Annotated in this window: 16 protein-coding genes and 2 pseudogenes; 7 read left to right on the top strand and 11 right to left on the bottom strand. The window is 50.6% G+C overall.

What is annotated here, in order from left to right:
• Positions 1–118 precede the first annotated feature (118 nt).
• Positions 119–1258, top strand: coding sequence for a tRNA epoxyqueuosine(34) reductase QueG (queG, locus tag AACH44_RS02490; protein WP_261848950.1), 1140 nt, complete (start codon positions 119–121; stop codon positions 1256–1258).
• 494 nt (positions 1259–1752) lie between these two features.
• On the opposite strand, the gene ahpF is transcribed toward queG, so the two are convergent.
• The 5 genes from ahpF to AACH44_RS02470 form a co-directional block, all read right to left on the bottom strand.
• Entirely contained in the window at positions 1753–3315 is a 1563-nt protein-coding gene (gene ahpF, locus AACH44_RS02485) for an alkyl hydroperoxide reductase subunit F (RefSeq protein ID WP_261848949.1), read from the bottom strand.
• Between the two features lie 113 nt (positions 3316–3428).
• The gene (gene ahpC, locus AACH44_RS02480; RefSeq protein WP_261848948.1) at positions 3429–3992 is read right to left on the bottom strand and encodes an alkyl hydroperoxide reductase subunit C; all 564 of its coding nucleotides are present in this window, start codon (positions 3990–3992) and stop codon (positions 3429–3431) included.
• A 110-nt stretch (positions 3993–4102) separates the two neighbouring features.
• Complete coding sequence (locus tag AACH44_RS02475) at positions 4103–5752, bottom strand: DUF4153 domain-containing protein (protein ID WP_261848947.1); 1650 nt, start codon at positions 5750–5752, stop codon at positions 4103–4105.
• Complete coding sequence (gene tnpA, locus AACH44_RS21150; protein ID WP_261848946.1) at positions 5728–5964, bottom strand: IS66 family insertion sequence element accessory protein TnpA; 237 nt, start codon at positions 5962–5964, stop codon at positions 5728–5730. Before tnpA ends, AACH44_RS02475 begins: the two co-directional genes overlap by 25 nt.
• Positions 5965–6232: 268 nt before the next feature.
• The gene (locus tag AACH44_RS02470; protein WP_261848945.1) at positions 6233–7006 is read right to left on the bottom strand and encodes an IclR family transcriptional regulator; all 774 of its coding nucleotides are present in this window, start codon (positions 7004–7006) and stop codon (positions 6233–6235) included.
• A 217-nt stretch (positions 7007–7223) separates the two neighbouring features.
• Between AACH44_RS02470 and AACH44_RS02465 the strand changes: the two genes are divergently transcribed.
• The 4 genes from AACH44_RS02465 (at position 7224) to mobH (ending at position 12298) form a co-directional block, all read left to right on the top strand.
• Positions 7224–8615: an NAD-dependent succinate-semialdehyde dehydrogenase gene (locus tag AACH44_RS02465; protein ID WP_261848944.1), complete on the top strand. Its 1392-nt coding sequence runs from the start codon at positions 7224–7226 to the stop codon at positions 8613–8615.
• A gap of 10 nt (positions 8616–8625) precedes the next feature.
• Positions 8626–9171: an NADPH-dependent FMN reductase gene (locus tag AACH44_RS02460; protein WP_261848943.1), complete on the top strand. Its 546-nt coding sequence runs from the start codon at positions 8626–8628 to the stop codon at positions 9169–9171.
• Between the two features lie 505 nt (positions 9172–9676).
• A protein-coding gene (locus tag AACH44_RS02455; protein ID WP_261848942.1) for an IS3 family transposase occupies positions 9677–10764 on the top strand; the annotation gives its coding sequence in 2 pieces (ribosomal slippage) (positions 9677–9938 and positions 9938–10764; 1089 coding nt in all).
• A 25-nt stretch (positions 10765–10789) separates the two neighbouring features.
• Positions 10790–12298: a MobH family relaxase gene (gene mobH / locus AACH44_RS02450; RefSeq protein WP_261848941.1), complete on the top strand. Its 1509-nt coding sequence runs from the start codon at positions 10790–10792 to the stop codon at positions 12296–12298.
• 78 nt (positions 12299–12376) lie between these two features.
• On the opposite strand, the gene AACH44_RS02445 is transcribed toward mobH, so the two are convergent.
• The 4 genes and pseudogenes from AACH44_RS02445 to AACH44_RS02430 form a co-directional block, all read right to left on the bottom strand.
• Entirely contained in the window at positions 12377–13960 is a 1584-nt protein-coding gene (locus AACH44_RS02445; RefSeq protein WP_261848940.1) for a sigma-54 interaction domain-containing protein, read from the bottom strand.
• 380 nt (positions 13961–14340) lie between these two features.
• On the bottom strand, positions 14341–14523 hold the full coding sequence (locus AACH44_RS02440; RefSeq protein ID WP_338659490.1) for a hypothetical protein: 183 nt from the start codon (positions 14521–14523) through the stop codon (positions 14341–14343).
• A 433-nt stretch (positions 14524–14956) separates the two neighbouring features.
• Positions 14957–15619, bottom strand: a complete 663-nt coding sequence (locus tag AACH44_RS02435) for a pentapeptide repeat-containing protein (RefSeq protein ID WP_261848938.1) — start codon at positions 15617–15619, stop codon at positions 14957–14959.
• Between the two features lie 439 nt (positions 15620–16058).
• Positions 16059–16943 (bottom strand): annotated as a pseudogene (locus tag AACH44_RS02430) (RHS repeat-associated core domain-containing protein); the annotation flags it as partial.
• On the opposite strand from AACH44_RS02430, the gene AACH44_RS02425 reads away from it, so the two are divergent.
• Entirely contained in the window at positions 16930–17121 is a 192-nt protein-coding gene (locus tag AACH44_RS02425; RefSeq protein ID WP_261848937.1) for a type I toxin-antitoxin system SymE family toxin, read from the top strand. The pseudogene AACH44_RS02430 and the gene AACH44_RS02425 overlap by 14 nt on opposite strands.
• Before the next feature lie 66 nt (positions 17122–17187).
• Here AACH44_RS02425 and AACH44_RS02420 read toward each other — a convergent pair whose 3' ends face one another.
• Both AACH44_RS02420 and AACH44_RS02415 read right to left on the bottom strand, forming a co-directional pair.
• Complete coding sequence (locus AACH44_RS02420) at positions 17188–17667, bottom strand: hypothetical protein (protein ID WP_261848936.1); 480 nt, start codon at positions 17665–17667, stop codon at positions 17188–17190.
• A pseudogene (locus AACH44_RS02415) lies at positions 17660–20233 on the bottom strand (RHS repeat-associated core domain-containing protein); the annotation flags it as partial. The gene AACH44_RS02420 and the pseudogene AACH44_RS02415, both read right to left, overlap by 8 nt.
• On the opposite strand from AACH44_RS02415, the gene AACH44_RS02410 reads away from it, so the two are divergent.
• The gene (locus AACH44_RS02410; protein WP_425606643.1) at positions 20224–20361 is read left to right on the top strand and encodes a SymE family type I addiction module toxin; all 138 of its coding nucleotides are present in this window, start codon (positions 20224–20226) and stop codon (positions 20359–20361) included. The pseudogene AACH44_RS02415 and the gene AACH44_RS02410 sit on opposite strands and share 10 nt — an antisense overlap.
• Positions 20362–20388: the final 27 nt, after the last annotated feature.

The raw sequence follows: 20388 nt of genomic DNA, 5'->3' as shown, positions 1-20388 counted from the left end.
ACTTAAAGTTAGCAAGCAACCTAACCCACCGCCAGAATTCCACGCGTATCGGCAAGCATCGGCTCTGCGGTGCGAATATGGTAACATCACCACGTCTTGTTTATTTCTGTGGCCCATCATGTCATACCCCTACGATCTCAACGAATTAGCGCAACACATCAAACAATGGGGACAGGCATTGGGGTTCCAGCAGGTCGGCATCTGCGACACCGATTTGTCCGCAGAAGAGCCTCGGCTTCAGGATTGGCTAGATAAGCAATACCACGGGGAAATGGACTGGATGGCGCGCCACGGCATGCTGCGGGCGCGGCCGCATGAGCTGTTGCCCGGCACGCTGCGCGTCATTAGCGTGCGTATGAATTATCTTCCCGCCAAAGCGGCGTTCGCCAGTACCTTAAAGAATCCAGAACTTGGCTACGTCAGCCGTTATGCACTGGGTCGTGATTACCACAAGCTGTTACGCCAGCGCTTGAAAAAGCTCGGCGATCAGATTCAGGAATACTGCGGTGAATTGAATTTTCGCCCATTCGTCGATTCCGCACCGATCATGGAACGCCCCTTAGCTGCAAAAGCCGGGCTTGGCTGGGTTGGTAAACACTCACTAATTCTGAACAGAGAAGCCGGTTCCTGGTTCTTTCTTGGTGAACTGCTGATCGATCTGCCCCTCCCCGTCGATCAGCCACAGGAAGAACAGTGCGGTCGCTGTGTCGCCTGTATGACCACCTGCCCAACCGGCGCGATTGTCGCACCTTACACCGTTGATGCCCGTCGCTGCATTTCCTATCTGACTATCGAATTAGAAGGCTCGATTCCTGAAGAATTTCGTCCACTAATGGGCAATCGCATCTATGGCTGCGATGACTGTCAGCTGATTTGCCCGTGGAATCGATTTTCGCAGCTTACCGACGAAGCGGATTTCAGCCCGCGTGCCGCGCTGCATACGCCGGAATTGCTGGCGCTATTTGGTTGGAATGAAGAGAAGTTTTTACGCATTACAGAAGGTTCACCGATCCGGCGCATCGGCCATCTCCGCTGGCTACGCAATATTGCCGTCGCACTGGGAAATGCTCCCTATCAGGATAATATCGTATTAGCACTACAAACCCGCCTAGGTGAAAGCGAACTGTTGGATGAACATATTCACTGGGCGATTCAGCAGCAGCTAGCACGCCGTGCATCATCGGAAATTGACGTCCAATCCACACAGAAAAAACGACTCATCCGTGCAGTGGAGAAAGGATTACCGCGCGATGCATGAGCGGCTAAAACCGTTGCCATCAGTTTGCCGTATGCGCTGTGGATAAATAAAAAAAATCGTTGTCAATCAACTGTCACAAAAAGTACAAGCGATAGTTATAGCGTTTTATAAGTAAATTTTATGAATAAATATCAATAGGATACTCTATTGTGTTTTATCAAAAATATAGCGAGATTAATAAATAACCAACAAACAGTCTGTGGATAAGTCTGTTAAGAAGAATATGATTTTTTGTATTAACTGATAAAAACGATGTGAATTGAAGTAACGCTAGCGCTCTAAATACGATGCGGTAAACACAACAAAAAACAGGCCACAACACAGAGCGGCCAGCATTATGAATTCCTTATTGTCCCTTGGCAAGGGCTGAGATCTAATTTTTACGATCGAAATGACGGCAATGCCTCTTTTATGAGACATCGCCGAGCAAAACGTTAAGATTGTCGTCAGAGTATAGGAAGGAGGTTAAGGTTCCCCTCTCCCACAGGCAGATATTACGCACGCGTTCTGATCAAGTAATCAAAGGCGCTCAAGGACGCTTTTGCGCCTTCACCCGTCGCGATAATGATCTGCTTGTACGGTACTGTCGTACAGTCACCAGCGGCAAAGACGCCTTTCACACTGGTTTCACACTTAGCATCGATCTCAATTTCACCAATGCGGTTTCTGGCGACCGTGCCCTCTAACCAGTGGGTGTTAGGCAACAGACCAATCTGCACGAAGATCCCTTCCAGAGTTAAATCACGCACCGTATCGGTAACACGATCTTTGTAGCTCAGCCCCGTCACCTTCTGCCCATCACCTTTCACTTCTGTGGTTTGCGCATTCAGAATGATGTCGACATTCGGCAAGCTGCGTACCTTCTCCTGCAATACTGAATCTGCTTTCAGTTCTGGAGCAAACTCAAGCAGCGTGACATGTTTTACCACACCAGCCAGATCGATAGCCGCTTCTACACCAGAGTTTCCGCCGCCAATTACCGCAACGTGCTTGCCTTTGAACAGCGGACCATCACAGTGCGGGCAGTATGTTACACCGCGCGTCCGGTACTGATCTTCACCGGGCACATTCATGTTTCTCCAACGTGCGCCAGTCGCAATAATCACGCTACGCGCTTTGAGCGTAGCGCCGGATACGGTAATCACCTGATGCGGTTTACCTGGCTCTCCGCCAGGAATTAAGGCTTCTGCACTTTGCGCATCGATCACATCAACATCGTAGTCATCAACATGGCTCTTCAGCGCAGTCGCCAGTTTGGCACCTTCCGTTTTCGGCACGGAAATGTAGTTCTCGATATCAACGGTATCCAGCACCTGACCGCCAAAGCGTTCACCGACCAAACCAGTACGGATGCCTTTACGCGCTGAATAGACCGCCGCGGCCGCCCCTGCTGGGCCGCTACCGATGATTAACACCTCATAGACATCACGCTGGTTCAGTTGCTCAACCTGTTTAGCGCCTGCGCCAGTATCAATTTTAGTCACAATCTCAGCAAGGCTTGTCCGCCCCTGGCTGAAATGTTCACCGTTCAGGAAAACGGTGGGAACGCCCATGACGTTACGGTTTTGGATCTCATCCTGAAACACGCCGCCGTCTATCGCGGTATGGGTGATCTTCGGATTCAATACCGCCATTAAATTCAGCGCCTGCACCACGTCCGGGCAGTTATGGCAGGACAACGAGTAATAGGTTTCAAAGTGGAACGAACCGTCAAGATTGCGGATTTGATCGAGTAATTCTTTCGCTTCTTTCGACGGGTGGCCGCCCACCTGCAATAACGCCAGGATCAGGGAAGTGAATTCGTGTCCCATCGGTGCACCGGCAAAACGTGGGCCGCTTTGGGAACCGGGGTTAGTAATCAGGAACGAAGGCTTACGGACCGACAGACTATTATCTTCAATAAAGCTGACCTGATTGGACAACTCAGCAATATCGGCCAGCAAGGTTCTGACTTCCACAGATTTAGCGGAATCATCCAGAGTCGCAATTAACTCAACAGGTTTGGTTAATTTTTCCAGATAGGCTTTCAACTGGACTTTCATCGTATTGTCGAGCATCGGTCGTCCTTAATGAGGTAAATAGGTACAAAGGCAAAATGGTGCGGGGTGCTGACCAGAAAAATCGGGTGCATCGCACCCGACAAAACAGCCATATTTTTCGTGGTGTCAGCTTAGATTTTGCCAACCAGATCCAGAGATGGAGCCAGTGTGGCTTCGCCTTCTTTCCATTTAGCTGGGCAGACTTCGCCAGGGTGAGATGCAACGTATTGAGCAGCTTTGACTTTGCGCAGCAGGTCAGAAGCATCACGACCAATACCTTCAGCCGTGATCTCTAACGCCTGAATGATGCCCTGTGGGTCAACGATGAACGTACCACGGTCGGCCAGACCTTCTGCTTCACGCATATTTTCAAAATTACGCGTCAACTGACCCGTTGGGTCACCGATCATGGTGTATTTGATTTTAGCAATGGTTTCAGAACTGCTGTGCCATGCTTTGTGTGTGAAGTGGGTGTCAGTGGAAACAGAGTAGATTTCCACGCCACGCTCTTGGAATTCGTCGTAATAGTCAGCGACATCACCCAGTTCAGTCGGGCAGACAAACGTAAAGTCAGCCGGATAGAAGAAGAACACGCTCCATTTGCCTTCGATGTTCTTCTCCGTCACTTCAACGAATTGACCGTCTTTGAAAGCCATGTTTTTGAATGGTTTAACTTGGGTATTAATTACTGACATCACGTTATCCTCATGTGTTTTTGCATGTGGCTAAGGTACAGAAACGTGATCGTTATCACCAATTCGTTGTCTTTATTGAATCGATAAGTAATACCTAACTTAACGTGAAATCAGGGATACCTGACCTCCATATCCTCACCGCCGATTCTGAGCGTCTTGAAGCGTGGCATAACGGCTTCAACGTTGCCGTCCTTAATCAGTGCGATCAGTTGTTCTTTGTCAAATGAGCTAAAGAGACTGGCCGCAATTTGCCACTGCCCCTTTTCATCACGGGCGAGAATTTTCCCACCGCCCCCCCAACCGACTCGGGAGAAAATGAGCACTTCATTATGACCATCACCAGTCAAATCAATGGCAAAGAGCAGACAAGCCATTTCTCTACAGCGATTACCAAAATTATCACCCTGTAGCATGTCTTCGACCCCGTCTTCAAACGGCCCCACCCATTCAACCTGAACAGGGAGGACTTTTGCGGGACGTCCCTCTAACCGATCGCGCAGCGCCTGACGCCCCGCCGCATCAAGAATTCGGTCTTGCTTCAATTCTTCAACCAGCCAGGTAAACTGTCGCTGACCTGCGGCGCCTAATTCATCACGCAGCGCCCACAGATCAAACTTATCGATTGGCGTTTTCCCGCTCAGCAGGCGCTGAATCTGGTTTCTCGCACTAAAGGCTTCTGGGCTGAGCAGCGGCGTATGCAGCAATATCATCAGAATGCAGGTGACCGCCGCGAGTAGCGGATTGCTCGCGCGTAAATGGCCTAACCAGATGCCAGAGCGTCGGATGACAGCCCATAGCATTGCCAGACTGTAAAGCATGGCGATCGCTACGACAAAGAGCGACTGAAAACGGAAAGGTGTCAGTCCATATTGTTCGATACGCAGCCAGCTGGAGTAGCCCGCCAATGCGATCAAAACGGGCAGACACAGTACGCTAGCGCTGACCAGTCCGCGTAACACCGTCGGATAAACACGCCCTTCGTTATCATCTTGAGCGGCGCAGTTAATCAAAAAGAGGTTCACGCCCATCAGGCATAGCAGAATGACGGTAGAACGACCGGTATTCCATATTGGTTCCAGGCCACTAAAAGGCAGCGTCAAGATGAAAACCACCGTGATCAGTGCACTAAACGGCAGCAGGAAACGACACGCCGATAGTAAAATCCCCCGCAGTAGTCCAACCACCGCTTCTTTGGTCATTCCGATGTAAATACCAATAGAAAACACTATCGGCAAGAGCAGCATATAAAACCGATAGTGGCTGAATACGTTGTTGACCTGTGGGAATCCCAACATGTTAAACAGCATGCCACACAAGACGAGCAGTAACACAACCACCAGAACTAATAGCCATGCTACTAGCACAGTAAAAACATTGATCCAGGCATGTTTACAGAGTGCGTCATAGGACGGCCACCGCCCTTCGCAGGTTGACCAACAGCCAATAAACGTACAGCTGATATAACCGAGCAGGATGCTGCACAGCACCCAAGAACCAGGCAGCAGGAATCGCCCACTGTCATAGAGAGTCCAGCCACTGATCGCGGTCATCAGCACGGTCAGCACACTGACCAATAACCACGTTTTTTTCAAAAAAAGTGTACGTTCCAGCCATTGCAGGCTGATTCCGCCGACCGTCGCCATCATTATCAACAGCGTCTGAAAAATGCCTTCTTTCATCTCCCGCGCGGTGACAAATAAAAGCCCCTGAAGCAGGCCAATAACCAAATAAAACCTTAACGATGGAGAACGGGCAGACATGGAAAATCCTTTTGTCGATACGAATAAATAGCAGCGCGTTGACTCGGCTGTTCGGCCAAGTGGGTAAGCGGGTCAGTACGTCGCGCAACCAGACGTGCAGGAATAAAGGCGGAGGGCATGGTAACGGTGGCATCATATTGAGAGTGTTTGAGCCAGTAATAAAAGGTGGCCGGGTTCAGGTCATGCAGCCGACAATAGTGTTTTTTAGACATGCCACTCTGTTGCCAGGCGTCTAGATGCTACTGCCGTTCACTGCGAGAATACCGTATTGTCATATTTCACTTCAGATTTGTTGCCTTGACCGAGGTTAAGATGTGATAGCGGAGTATCGTTAACAATACGAGTTCGCCGTTCGCTTACACAGTGACAAATACCTACGATAATAATGTTATCAACACTATTATGCTTTTGCGTAGAGTTACCAATTGCATGAATAGGGACGTAAAAGAGGGGATTATTTGGGAAACGACAGCGACCCACTTATTCATTCCTGATGCCCACATCCCGCCCCAGAACCGTTTTCGGCTGTAGAATCGTCGTACAGGCTTTCTGCATCATCAATAACGCATTTTTAATCTCGGGCAGCCTGTCGTTAAAACGATAAGAGGGGAGTACCACGGAAATGGCATGCGCCGATTGTCCCGGTATCACAAGAGGAATACCTACCGCGCAGATACCTTCCTCATGCTCTTCAATATCAAGCGAAAGTCCCGTAGCGCGCACCTCGGCAATCTGTTTGAGCAATGTCGGAATGTCGGTTACTGTGTTTCGGGTTAACGCGGGCATCTGGCCGTTCAGTATGGATACAATCTGCTCATCCGTCAGTAGTGACAGCATCGCTTTTCCATTCGCCATGGCATAGATCGGTTTTGGCCGATCGTATATCGGCACCACCCGCACGGCCTGATCGCTGACAATCCGATCCAAAAAGATCACTTCACGGCCATGATAGGTTGAAATATCGACCGTTTCCCGTGTTTTCTCAAACAATATTTCGAGAGGATGGCGTAACTGCGCCACCACATCGGAATAGGCATTCTTCGCGAGTTCGTTAAGCCCCCAGCCAAGCCGAACGCCACATCCTCCGGTTTCCACCAGATTTTCCGCCGCCAACGTATCGACAATGCGCTGTACCGTCGAACGGGGCAGATCGGTCATACGCGCTAATTCTCCCAGGCTGGTGCCTCGCTCGCTCAGCAAGCGTAATATTTTAATTGCTCTCGAAATAACCTGAATGCCTTGTGTCTTTTTCATCGCTACTTCACCATCTGTACCGTATTGCGGTTAATATTGTATTGTTTTTTACTAAGCGTATTATAACTCGATGACGCTGTTATACGAATCCTTGTGCAGTACGACATCGAGAAAGCGTCAACCGTCGGCCACCCTACTCTATTATTACAGGCAGGGCGATAGCCGAAATTTATGTGAGCATCATACTTTTGAACATCTGATCCTCAGGAGGTTTACAGTGGGATATGCAACAACTAACCCGTATACGGGCGAAGTCATCAAAACGTTCCCTGACGCTACTGACGCGTTCGTTACTGACGCCATCACGAAAGCACACAACGCTTTTCTTGGCTGGAAAAACACCTCTTTTTCAACACGCGCCGCCATTTTGCAAAAAGCTGCTGACCTGCTGCGCCAGCAGAAGGATGAATTCGCGCATTTACTGACGTTGGAAATGGGGAAACTGATTGGCGAAGCGCATGCAGAAATCGAATTGTCTGCGCAAATCTTCGAATATTATGTTCACAATGCAGAACGTTTACTGGCACCTGAGACGCTCCCTGTTGCCAATCCGCAAGAAGCGACAGCACAGATTGTTCATGAACCATTGGGTGTGTTGCTGGCTATCGAGCCTTGGAATTTCCCGTATTACCAGATCGCCCGCATTATCGCACCACAGCTTTCCGCAGGTAATACCATCCTCCTGAAACACGCGTCAAACGTGCCGCAAAGCGCCGCCCGTTTCGAGCGGCTAATGAAAGATGCGGGATTACCGGATGGGGCTTTCACCAATCTGTATGCCACCCGCAAGCACATCGAAATAATTCTGAACGATCCGCGCGTCCAGGGCGTCGCATTAACAGGTTCCGAAGGCGCTGGCGCAACGGTGGCGCAACAGGCCGCAAAAGCGCTGAAGAAATCAACGCTGGAACTCGGTGGTGCTGATGCGTTTGTTGTTCTGGCTGATGCGGACCTGGAAAAAACAGCGAAATGGGCCGTGTTTGGTCGCCACTGGAACGGTGGTCAGGTCTGCGTTTCCTCCAAACGGATGATCATCGTTGACGACGTTTACGACGAATTTTTCGATCGCTATACACAGGGCGTTGCGGCGCTACGCGCAGGCGACCCGTTTGACAAAAACACTACGCTTGCCCCGCTCTCTTCACAGGAAGCGGCCGATGAAGTAAAACAAAAAATCCAGTTAGCCGTTTCTCACGGTGCCATTGCGTTGGAAGTCGGTCCGATCGTACCCCAACAAGGTGCTTTCGTTCAGCCAACGATTCTGACGGATGTGACGCCGGATAATCCCGCCTACCACATGGAGTTTTTCGGTCCGGTTTCTATGCTGTTTCGCGCCAAAGATGAAGATGATGCGATCAACATTGCCAACGATTCTCCTTTTGGCCTTGGTGGTTCCGTGTTTACTCGCAACCCTGCACACGGTGCGGAAGTGGCAAAACGGATTTCAACGGGGATGGTCTACATCAACCATCCGACTCGGGTGAAAGCCGATCTGCCATTCGGCGGCGTTCGTCGTTCAGGTTACGGGCGTGAACTTACCGGTTTAGGGATCAAAGAATTTGTGAACCACAAATTGATTTCTATCGTCGATATTGACGCTGAATTTTGAGGACACTGTAATGAGTTCGATTAAGCTATTAGGTATTGCAGGTAGCCTGCGGAAAGCATCGACCAACCGTGGACTGCTGCGCACGGCTCAATCCGTCCTGCCAGCGGGTGTATCACTGGAAATCGCCGATCTGCTGGATGTGCCTTTTTATAACGCCGACCTCACCGAGATCCCAGAATCGGTACAACGCATCGCTCGCCAGGCGCAAAACGCAGACGGCTTCGTGTTCGCCTGTACGGAATATAACTACTCTGTGGCGCCGGCGCTCAAGAACATTCTCGACTGGCTTTCCCGCCTGCCCGATACCAATGTTCTGAACGATAAACCTGCCGCGCTGATGGGGGCCGGCGGTGGCATGGGCACGTCCCGTGCACAATACCATCTGCGCCAAACCTGCGTCTTCCTGAACATTCATCCGCTCAACAGGCCGGAAGTGTTTTCGAATGCGTATGCTGGCGGTTTTGATGAGCAGGGTAATCTGCACGACGAGAAAATCGTGGCGTTGATTACTGAGCAAATAAAAACGCTTGCCGACGTCATCACACAGAAAAAATAATCTGCATCATGGGATGGCCTGGATAAAAAACATCCGGGTCATCCCCGTTTGTGACCCGCGGATCATCAACCCGCAATCCCTTCTGCATCGCATTGCCACTGAATAAACCGTTACTGATGCCTAATCCCAATCGTTTAAGAGTTACTTGAAAGATCCTGCCAGTAAGAGACAATCCAAAGTCAGTTTCCTGACCCTGGATTTTTTATATCTGAACACGATATCGATTTCGTTCTTCAGACTGATGAAGGCTATCAGAATCTCGCACCCAGCGTACTCACCGCCGCATGCCAGCGTCTGCGCGAGACCCCGCTTCGCCATTTGTTCCATGCCTGCAATGAAGGCTGACTACCATCTTGATCATCTGGTACCGAACAAGGTTATAACTCAGCAACAGGGTAACGGTATCGGTGAAGGAAAAAGCTTGCTGAATGAGGTGGTAATCCCCCCGAAAAAGCAGAGTATTCATAAGTAGAATTTTCTCGTAATCTAAACGCAGGAGATTCTTATGAAAAAATCACGTTTTACCGACAGTCAGATCATCACCATCCTTAAGCAAGCCGAGGCCGGAACACCTGTGCCTGAACTGTGTCGGGAGCATGGCATCAGCAGCGCCAGTTTTTACAAGTGGCGGGCTAAGTTCGGTGGGATGGATGTGTCCCTCATGACCCGTCTGAAAGAACTGGAAGACGAAAACCGTCGCCTCAAAAAGATGTATGCGGAAGAACGGCTTAAGGCTGAAATCATTCAGGAAGCCATGCAAAAAAAGGGGTAAAGCCATCTCAGCGTCGGCAGATGGCAAAAGCAGCCGTGGAAAACAGGCATATCAGTATTCGTTTTGCCTGTCGGATATTTTCAGTCAGTGAAAGTTGTTACCGCTATACGCCGAAATTTGATGAGGAAAATCAGCAGATTGCAGAGTGGTTATTGTCTATTACCGACAACCAGCGAAACTGGGGTTTTGGTCTGTGCTATCTGTATCTTCGCAATGTGAAGGGCTTCGGCTGGAACCATAAAAGGGTCTACCGGATTTACTGTGAGCTTTCGCTGAACATGCGCATTAAGCCGAAGAAAAGGCTGAAACGGGAGGAGCCTGAACCGTTGAGGGTACCGGAGCAAAGTAATGAAAGCGGGTCGATGGATTTTATGCATGACCAATTATCGGATGGCCGCTCAATCCGGTTATTGAACATCATTGACGATTTTAACCGGGAGGCACTGGCAATAGAAGTGGACTTCTCGTTACCGGCGGCCCGGGTAAAGCAAACACTGGAGCGCCTGATTGAATGGCGTGGGAAGCCAGCCTCGATCCGCTGTGACAACGGCCCGGAATATACGAGTGGTCAGTTGGGTAAATGGGCTAAAAATAATGACATTGAACTGAATTTTATTCAGCCGAGGAAACCGCAACAGAACGCTTATATTGAGCGTTATAATCGGACAGTGCGCTATGACTGGTTGGGGCAATATATATTTTCCTCACTGGATGAATTACAGCAGTATGCAACGGAATGGCAGTGGTTTTATAATCATGAAAGGCCCAATATGGCACTGGGTGGATATACACCAAAGCAGCATATATTACGTGCTGCGTAAACTCTACTTATGACCTCCGTTAAAAATGGGAGGATTACCAGCAGGCGCACCTCCGGAAGATCAAGCCGCTCAATCAGAAGCCTGGACTGCGGCCATCGCTTATGCTGCCCTGCTCCACGACATCGGCAAGGTTGCCGTTGATTTGCACATCGAGCACGAGGATGGCAGCCTCTGGCACCCCTGGCATGGGCCGCTGAAACACCCCTACCACTTTCGCTACCGAGATGACCGTGAATACCGCCTGCACGGCGCTGCCACAGGCTTGCTCTACCGGCAAATACTCGATAACAACATCCTCGACTGGCTCAGCAGCTACCCTGCCCTCTGGACTTCGCTGCTGTATGTGCTTGCAGGTCAATACGAACACGCCGGCATGCTGGGAGAGCTCGTCATCCAGGCCGATCGCGCTTCGGTGGCTCAGGAGCTGGGCGGAAATCCCAACCGCGTAGTCCTGACGGCCCCCAAGCAGGCGCTACAGCGCAAGCTACTCGACGGGTTGCGTTACCTGCTCAAGGAGGAACTGAAAATCAACCAACCCCAGGCTTCGGATGGCTGGCTGACCGAGGATACGCTTTGGCTGGTCAGCAAGACCGTCTCTGACAAACTGCGTGCCCATCTGCTGTCACAGGGAATCGAAGGCATTCCATCCAATAACACGGCTGTGTTCAACGTGTTGCAGGAGCATGGCGTGCTGCAGCCAACTCCGGACGGCAAGGCCATCTGGAAAGCCACCATCAGCAGTGCATCCGGCTGGTCACACAGCTTCACGCTGTTGAAGCTCTCTCCGGCGCTGATTTGGGAAGCATCCGAGCGACCAGACCCCTTCACAGGAACGGTAATGATCGACACCAGTTCTCCCGATAGCAGCGACGCGATGCCTCCCGCACCTGAACCAGCCGTATCGACCTCTCCCACTCACCCCATACCCGTTCTTGCAACAGCACCGTCACCCGCAACGCCACACGATGTCATGGAAGACATGCTCGCAATGCTGATGCCAGCCGAAGCGCCCAACACTGCACCGTCTTCCAGTGCGTCAAGCCCTGCACAACCCGCATCCTCGCCACCTGGTGACACGGATGAGTCCATGTCGCCACAGGCCTCGGATACATCATCACAGCCAGTGCCTGTCAAACCGCTTTCGAGCGAACACTTCATGGTCTGGCTGAGGGAAGGTGTTCAATCACGCAAGCTCATCATCAACGACGCCAAAGCAATGGTGCATACCGTGGACGACACGGTCTATCTTGTCAGTCCAGGGATTTTTCAACGCTATGCGCAGGAGCACCCAACAATTGCCACCATGGCAAAACAAGAGGGTTTACAGGACTGGCAATGGATTCAAAAGCGCTTCGAAAAGCACCAGGTGCATCGCAAACAGCCCAGCGGATTGAACATCTGGACATGTCAGGTGACAGGGCCAAGAAAGACCCGGCGGTTGCACGGTTACCTACTCACAGAGCCGTCAAGCGTCTTCGCGGAGCAACCACCCAATAATCCATACTTAACGCTTCTGGAGAACAAGCCAGCTTAATTATGCAATCCGGCACCACGCTACACATGTTCCCCGTTCTCAAAACGCATTGGCACAATACCGTCAATACCTGATCCCCTACCTGAGACATTTACGATTAAACGTACGCTTGGGTATATTCAGACTGTCTGCGGCCGCCTGACGGTCGCCACCGAACTGCCGTAGCCTCGCTTGCAAGATAGCGGCCTCCTGTACACGCACTGCGAGACGCAAATCCGCTATGTGCTGAAAATCCTCTCCCTGCATCCGTTCACTTGCCAGTCGTTTCTGCGCCTCGGGTGGCAGTGCCTGCATGGTGACCTGCTGACCGGATAAGGTGTGAGCGCAAGCAACCTCCAGCAGGTTGCGCAGTTCCCGCACGTTGCCAGGAAAGGCGTACTGCATTAACTGACGCAGAAATGACGGCTCCGGCGTCACCGCTGCTTTCTGCTCCCGTTCACAGCACTGCGCGATAAAGTAGCGGCACAACAGCGGGATATCCTCTGTACGTTCGCGCAGCGGCGCTACATCCAATGCGCACTGGCACAACCGGTGGTAGAGATCCTGGCGGAATGCACCATCTGCTATGCGCTTTTTCAACGAATGATGTGTGGCGGCAATCAGCCGGAAATCCGAATGCACTTCCTGCGCTGCGCCAAGAGGACGAAAACACCGGGTCTCCAACACCCTCAGTAACTTGGCCTGCATGGCAAGCGGCATATCCCCGACCTCATCCAGAAACAGCGTGCCGCCATGAGCCTGCGCCACCAAGCCAACCTTGTCGCTCAGGGCATCAGAAAACGCCCCTTTCTGGTAGCCGAACAACTCGCTTTCGATCAGATTATCGGGGATCGCGGCACAGTTAATCGCCACAAAAGGCCTATCGCCCCTGACGGAGCATTGGTGCAGCAGGCGGGCTACCACATCCTTGCCTGTACCCGTTTCACCCAGAATCAATACTGACAAAGAATGCCCAGCCGCTTGCCCGATCTTCTGTTGCAGCGCCCTCATATATGACGACTGACCGATCAACACATCCTGTATGCGTTTTATCAGAGCCTGCTGACACGCCTCATCCCGAGCGCGTTTGATAGACGCACTGAGCATTGACTGCTCATGCTGCCCTCCCGAGCGCTGGCGCAAAAGTACCATCTGGTTGCAGAATATCTGAACCAGCTTTTTGCATTCCCCACCATCGTGCCATTGCTGTAACCGTTCTGGTGTATCCAGCAGCGCCAGTGTTCCCAGCACAGTGCCGCTATCCGATAACACCGGTATGGCATACAGCCCACACGCTGATCCCAGCTCCGACAGCATCTGCTGAAAGGCCAGATGCTCAATACCCGCACCACCATTCAACGATGGCCAGACATGTGCCTTGTTCTCATGCAGGGCATAGGCCAATGGGTGGCTGAAATCATCCACATCAAGTGCCATCACAATGGGTTCATCTGCCACCGAGCCTTGGCACAAGAGTTGCCTGCCGCTGTTATCAGCTAACCCCAGTATCGCTCCCTGGGGCTGCAAGTAAGACTCCACCATGGACACAAGCCAGTCACATAAATCAGCCTCAGAGTTCTGGGCAGCCAGCGTCAATGCCAGATCAAGCCGGGATATCTGCCCCGACTTTTCACCGCTTTTACTCCGCTGTTCCCCCTTCGGCAATCCTTTGCTGTCAGACATCACCACCTCCTTGCCGTATTTTTTATTCCTTTACGTTTATAAAATAATTTATCCACCCGAGCGAATTGATTGTATTTTACTTGCAAACCTCTAAGCATCGCCGCCCATGAAACACAGGAACACTTTCCATCAATAAAAGTCACTCACCAAAAATTGAAAAACAACCAACATCGTCATTATTATTTTGACACTTAATAATTAACAGCCTTACGAACATAAAAGCCATCTACAATCCATACCTCAGAGACAAACTGGAATAGTGGGGTAAATTTATTGCAAATAGCATAACCTGTATTTCAGACAGATTACAGATGGCACAAAAAACAATTCTCACTGCGGAAAGCAGCAAGCATGGAGTGAGCTTGATCAAGTTTTGAATATTAATTAGCTGATGACTGCCAAATTCCGCCAGCAAAACCTTCCGAGTCTTTAATTCTAATTGTTTGTTTTGACTTATACTTTCGTCCATCCAAATCACAATATTTGATTTCTACAGGCAGACTGACTCCATAGAGCCAAAATTTTTGTTTATCAGCGCAGGTATAACCAAACGAATTAACCATACTTTTTCCGTTCAACAGCAATGGAATCTCGCCGTCATCCGAGAAACACCTCATCACGTCAGAATATATAGAATTCGTATTTTTATGATTTTTAACCTATTCGGATATACACGCGTCAATCTCAACTTCTTTAACGCGAATGCGAACATTTATAGCAGGTCGATTTCCAGTGTTACTTAGCACTAAGTTGTAGGCAATTGATTCATTGCCACCGGCATGGGTTTCGACTGATGCTGATACTATCGGGCGATTTGACTGAAGCCAGCTTCTTCGTGTGAACATAAATGACACAATCGATAGCACAAGCGCCAATACAGACAAGACAGTTTTCCAATCATCCGGGTTAGACAGTGACATACCTTGTCCTTATATATATGCTTTTTATGCTAATTTTTTGCAGTAGAGAACCAACCCTAAAATACGTTATCATTATTTACTGAAACTTTATTTTATCTGCCACGGAGCAGCTTGCTATTTGGGCATCAGATGGTCTAGTGCTGACAAACGTACTTCCCGATATATTACAGCCATTTAGCTTTGCATCATCAAAAACACAATCTTCAAAACAACAAGAATAAAAATTAGATTTAGACAAATCAGCCTTAGAAAAATCACAACCCAAAAATCTTTTCCCTCTAATCACTACATCCTTCATCTTACAAGAAACAAAAATACAAAAATTAAAATCTGAATTCATTCTAGTTGAATTAAACACCACACAACTAAAGTCACAATAACTAAAACGCTCAGATAAATTTGCAGGCAAGACCGAACCAACAAATTTACAACTATCAAAAATAGAATCAATAAATCCCGTAACTCCTCGCGATGGACCATACTCGTCTTTATTTCCACTTATGCTTTTTGAATATGAAAAATCAACATCCTTTATTAAATGATAGCGAATAGGCTCCCTAAAAGAAAACCCTCTAAAATCCACTTTCCCCTCATCCGTCAACCCAAAGGGTTGAGTTCCCCATTTTGAATTTTCTACATTCTTATCTCTCCAATCTTCTTTTTTTAGATTACGATTTATTTCAAAACTCAACTCATTAGACCATCGATTAATGAGCTCTTTTTTCAACTTTCCTGTCATACACCCTCACTTAATATAAAATATTAATCAGCCAGTCCGTCACGCCTTTAACGTTATATTTTGATATCTTAGGAGCCTGACCTGGCGTTGTTATATCAAACACTGCAACCTTTCCACCCGGAAGTTCTAAATGATAATCAGGCCGCAAACTTCCCCACCATTCCCCTGTCCTATTTCGGACAATATCTTTAAGATATCTATTATCCACAGTTAACTTGTCTGTCATTTGCTGAATAGCATTTCCTCGTGATACGTTCTTAAGCCACTGAGGCACATGGGTATTATTAGCCCATTTCTGGTGAATTTTTCCCCATGCAGTATTCATATGCCCACCACGATCAAGAAGACGAGCCGCTCTTTGCGTTGCCGCATTCAACTCACCAGCAGCACGATCGACAGCCTGATGCCCACCGAGACCTTTTCCTCCAGACCCAGCCCCGCATGCTGCCAACCCAAATGGGTCAACCCAACCCATCGGGTTATATACATATCCATAGTTATTATCACCACCCAAAACACTAATCGGGTCAGGCGAGACGTAGCATCCACCCGTCGGGTCATAGTACCGAAATCTGTTATAGCACAAGCCGCTTTCAGCGTCACGGTATTGCCCGGCAAACGCCAGTCCCGGATCAAGACTTTCAATATTATCGGTATAGCGCTGGCCCCATAAGTTGGCACGCGGAGCCTGCCAGCGAAGTTCGCCTTCCGGATTAAAAATGGCCTGCGGTTCGCCGTTATGGCCGCTGGTGACAAAGTCCGTTTCCCAGCTACCGTCCGTATTCTGGCGTTGTTGTACCAGCAGCTCCCAGCCGTTATGCACCCAGTGGCGGCGGCTGATAAGCTGGTTGTCGCGGTAGTGCCGCACTTCGGCAATCTGGTCGCCGTCCCACAGGTAGCGGAGTTCGTCCTGCGTTTGCTCACAGCGCTTGCCGATGCGCCGTCCGAACGGGTCGTAGCGGTAGTACCAGCGCTCTCCCGTTGGGGTATCAACAACCCTTAGCTGGTTACGGCTATCCCAGCGGTAATGCCACACCTGCGGCCGGTAGCCCGGCTGTACTACCTGTTTACGTATCAGCCGCCCGGCCTTGTCGTACTGGTAGTGGGTGCTGTCCTGCTGCGTCAGGCGTCCGGCCTGCCAGTCGGTCAGGCGGGTGGCATCCTGCGGCAGGCCACTGCGGGTGTAGCGGTATTGTTCTTCAGTATTCGCGCTTCTGTGACGAGCGACATCGTGAGTCAGCGTCAGCTCCACACCGTCTGGTGACAGTATCTGACGCAGTTCACCCGCCGCGTTGTAGCTGAAAGTGCCGGTGAGTGCGGTGGAAAAAACAGCACGTTACTACACTGTGGGATACGCCCCGCAAAACGGCAAGCCCAACCCGCCATCGGCGATTAACCTTAAAGGCCGCTGGCTGGAGGAGTCGGGGTTTATGACCGGGATGCCGATCACCGTGACGGTGGAGCGCGGAAGGATAGTGATTGAGACGGAGATTAATGTCTGATCGTTGAACTAAACAGCAGGTAAAAAATAGCCGGAAGGATCGTTGGGATCGCTTCCGGCTTATTGTTTAAATAACTATATATCTTTCTTTTGCAAAACCTACAGGCCAATGGCCTGAGTAATAAATATCAGTAATCCTTTCCCACCTGTTACCAAGAGAAAAATACCTCTCTGTAATCAGTTGCCTAAAAGCAAAACAAATTGCATTTCTTGCTGCAACACTAAAATCATGAGGGGGGGAGATAAAATCAATTTTATTAAGCTCTCTTGTTGCGGATATTATACGTTTATTTATCTCTTTACGTAATTCAATAAGATCTTTTGGATTAGCTTGTTTCTTATAAAATGGATCATCTTGAGTGGGTGAAGTAGGAAGCCACTCGGTTTTTTTATAGAACCCTTTAAAATCAGCATCTGATGGCTCAATAAATACTTTTCTTACATTTTCAATGAATATCACATCTCCTTCATGGAGGTTGTTAATTCCCATGAGAGAGAAAAAGCTAGCAGCTTCTATTTTTTTTATCTCTTCAGTTATATCAACCATATGGCAGCCTTAAATCGGTTATCGTTCCAGGGGGTAAAGCTTTGCGCCCTTGTTGAATCGTTGTGCGAAGCGTTCCCCCAGCAGCATGAGGGCCGGGTATTCCGGGAAGTGAATGGTTCGGCAATGTTCCATTTGTTGGCATTAAATTCCACCATTTATTTGCCCCTCCACTCTCCAACGGAATTATATGATGTGGTGTAGCTCCTTTCGGCCACGACACTCCCATATTAGCTTCCCATTGTCTCATTAAATAATCTTGGCTTTTTACAAACTCTTTTCTAGCCATTTGGTTTTGGAAAACAGTACGCCTCTGAATGACTGGAAGATTATTCCGCAATATTTGAGCCTGTTTTGATGTAATTCCACCACCCGGTGAAGCCACTTTATTTGCGTCTTTTATAATATCATCAAGTACAGAGCACCCAGCCAACCCCAATGGATCAACCCAACTAATAGGATTAGGCGCGTAAGCATAATTATTATCCCCGCCCGCTATCCCTATCGGGTCAGGCGAGACATAGCATCCACCACTCGGATCATAATAGCGAAAACGGTTATAACATAGCCCGCTTTCGCTGTCACGGTATTGCCCGGCAAAGGCCAGTCTCGGATCGAGACTTTCAATATTATCGGTATAACGCTTCCCCCATAAGTTGGTGCGGGGAGCCTGCCAGCGCAGTTCGCCTTGCGGATTAAAAATGGCCTGCGGTTCACCATTATGGCCGCTGGTGACAAAGTCCGTTTCCCAACTGCCGTCTGTATTTTGCCGCTGTTGTACCAGCAGCTCCCAGCCGTTATGTACCCAGTGACGGCGGCTGATAAGCTGGTTGTCGCGGTAGTGCCGCACTTCGGCTATCTGGTCGCCGTCCCACAGGTAGCGGATGTCTTCATGGGTCTGCTCACAGCGTTTGCCGATACGTCGTCCGAACGGGTCATAGCGGTAGAACCAACGCTCTCCGGTCGGCGTGTCCACGACTCTAAGCTGGTTACGGCTGTCCCAGCGGTAGTGCCACACCTGTGGCCGATAGCCCGGCTGCACCACCTGTTTGCGTATCAGCCGCCCGGCCTTGTCGTACTGGTAGTGGGTGCTGTCCTGCTGCGTCAGGCGTCCGGCCTGCCAGTCGGTCAGCCTTGTCGTGTCCTGCGGCAGCCCGTTACGGGTGTAGCGATACTGCTCTTCGGTATTGACGCCACGTCCTGCGCCGCCACTCAGTACTGACAGCACCCGTCCGCTGGCATCGAGCTGATAGCCTGCCGCCTCGCGGTTGCGTCGGGTGCCGGTCAGGTTGCCTGCACCGTCGTAGAGGTATTCCCGCGTCTGGGTGGGGTGCAGGCGACCGTCCACCGACTGGCCACTCATTTCCCGCGTCAGCCAGCCCATGGCGTCGTATTCACGCTGCTGTGTAAAACCGCCATTGCTGTGGCGGGTAGATTCACGTCCGGCGGCATCATGAGCCAGCGTTAACTCCGCGCCATCCGGCAACTGTACCTGGCGCAGTTCACCCGTCGCGCTATAGCGGAAGGTGCTGGTCAGTGCCGCACTGTCCTCTTCACCGTCCCAGTGCAGGCTGCGGGTAACGGTGTGCGATGCGTCCTGATAGTGGCGTCGGATGACCGAACCGCTGTTGTACTCCTCTACCACACGGTCGCGCTCGTCATACGCCAACTGGATATGACTGGTGGCGGACGTGACTTCAGTCAGCCGACCTGCCGCGTCATAGCGGTAGTGCAGGGTGTCGTCCGGCGCGGTTTCCTTAATCAGCAGTCCACGCCCGTCGTACAGAAAGTGGCGGGTTTCTCCTTCGCCGTTGCGCAGGCTGATGCAGTGACCGTCTTCATCGTAACCATAGTGGGTTTCCGTCCCCGCCATGTCACGTTCACGTATGACACGTCCGTCTGCATCCAGCCACCACTGCCAGCGGTTGCCGTCCGGTGCCGTAACGCAGACAAGCTGCTGGCTTTCTTTGTCGTACTCATACTGCCAGCTGCGGCCTGCCGCATCGGTGCGTGAGGTCAGCAGGTCGAACGCGCCATAGGTTTGTGCCCATACTGCGCCGTTACCGTCGGTGTAGTTCAGCAGGTTGTTATGTTTGTCGTACTGGCGCTGCTCTTGCTTGTCATCCGGGCGCAGCAGTTGCTCCGGTAGCTTCCAGCTTGCACGGCGATAACCGAGGCGGTAGGTTGAACCGTCCGGGCGCGTCCAGCTTGTGAGTCGGTCCTGCGGGTCGTAGCGCAGTTGCTGAGTGCGGGATTCTGCATCCGTGGCACTCATCAGGCGCTGCCGGTGGTCATAAAACAGGCTGGCCTGTACCTGACCGTTCTGGTCGCTGACTTCAGTCAGCAGGCCGTAACGGTTCCAGGCAAAACGCACTTCGCTGTTGTCCGGCCCGGTCAGGCTCAGGGGATTACCGGTGCTGTCGTACTGCCACGCCCAGTGGCGCGCGAGCGGGTCGGTAATCCCGACAAGCCGCTCATGGTCGTCATACTGGTAGTGCCACTGGTGGCCGCTGCCGTCGGTAAAGGTACTGACCAGTCCGCTGTTGTCCAGATAGGCAAATTCCACCACTCAACCCGCCGTCGGCGACTAACCTTAAAGGCCGCTGGCTGGAAGAGTCGGGTTTTATGACGGGGATGCCGATTACCGTTACGGTGGAACGGGGAAGGATAGTGATCGAGACGGAGATTAATGTCTGATCGTTGTACTAAACAGCAGGTAAAATA

This window comes from Pectobacterium araliae (assembly GCF_037076465.1).
In the GTDB taxonomy this organism is placed as follows: Bacteria; Pseudomonadota; Gammaproteobacteria; order Enterobacterales; family Enterobacteriaceae; genus Pectobacterium; species Pectobacterium araliae.
This window is presented reverse-complemented; position numbering and strand designations above follow the sequence as displayed.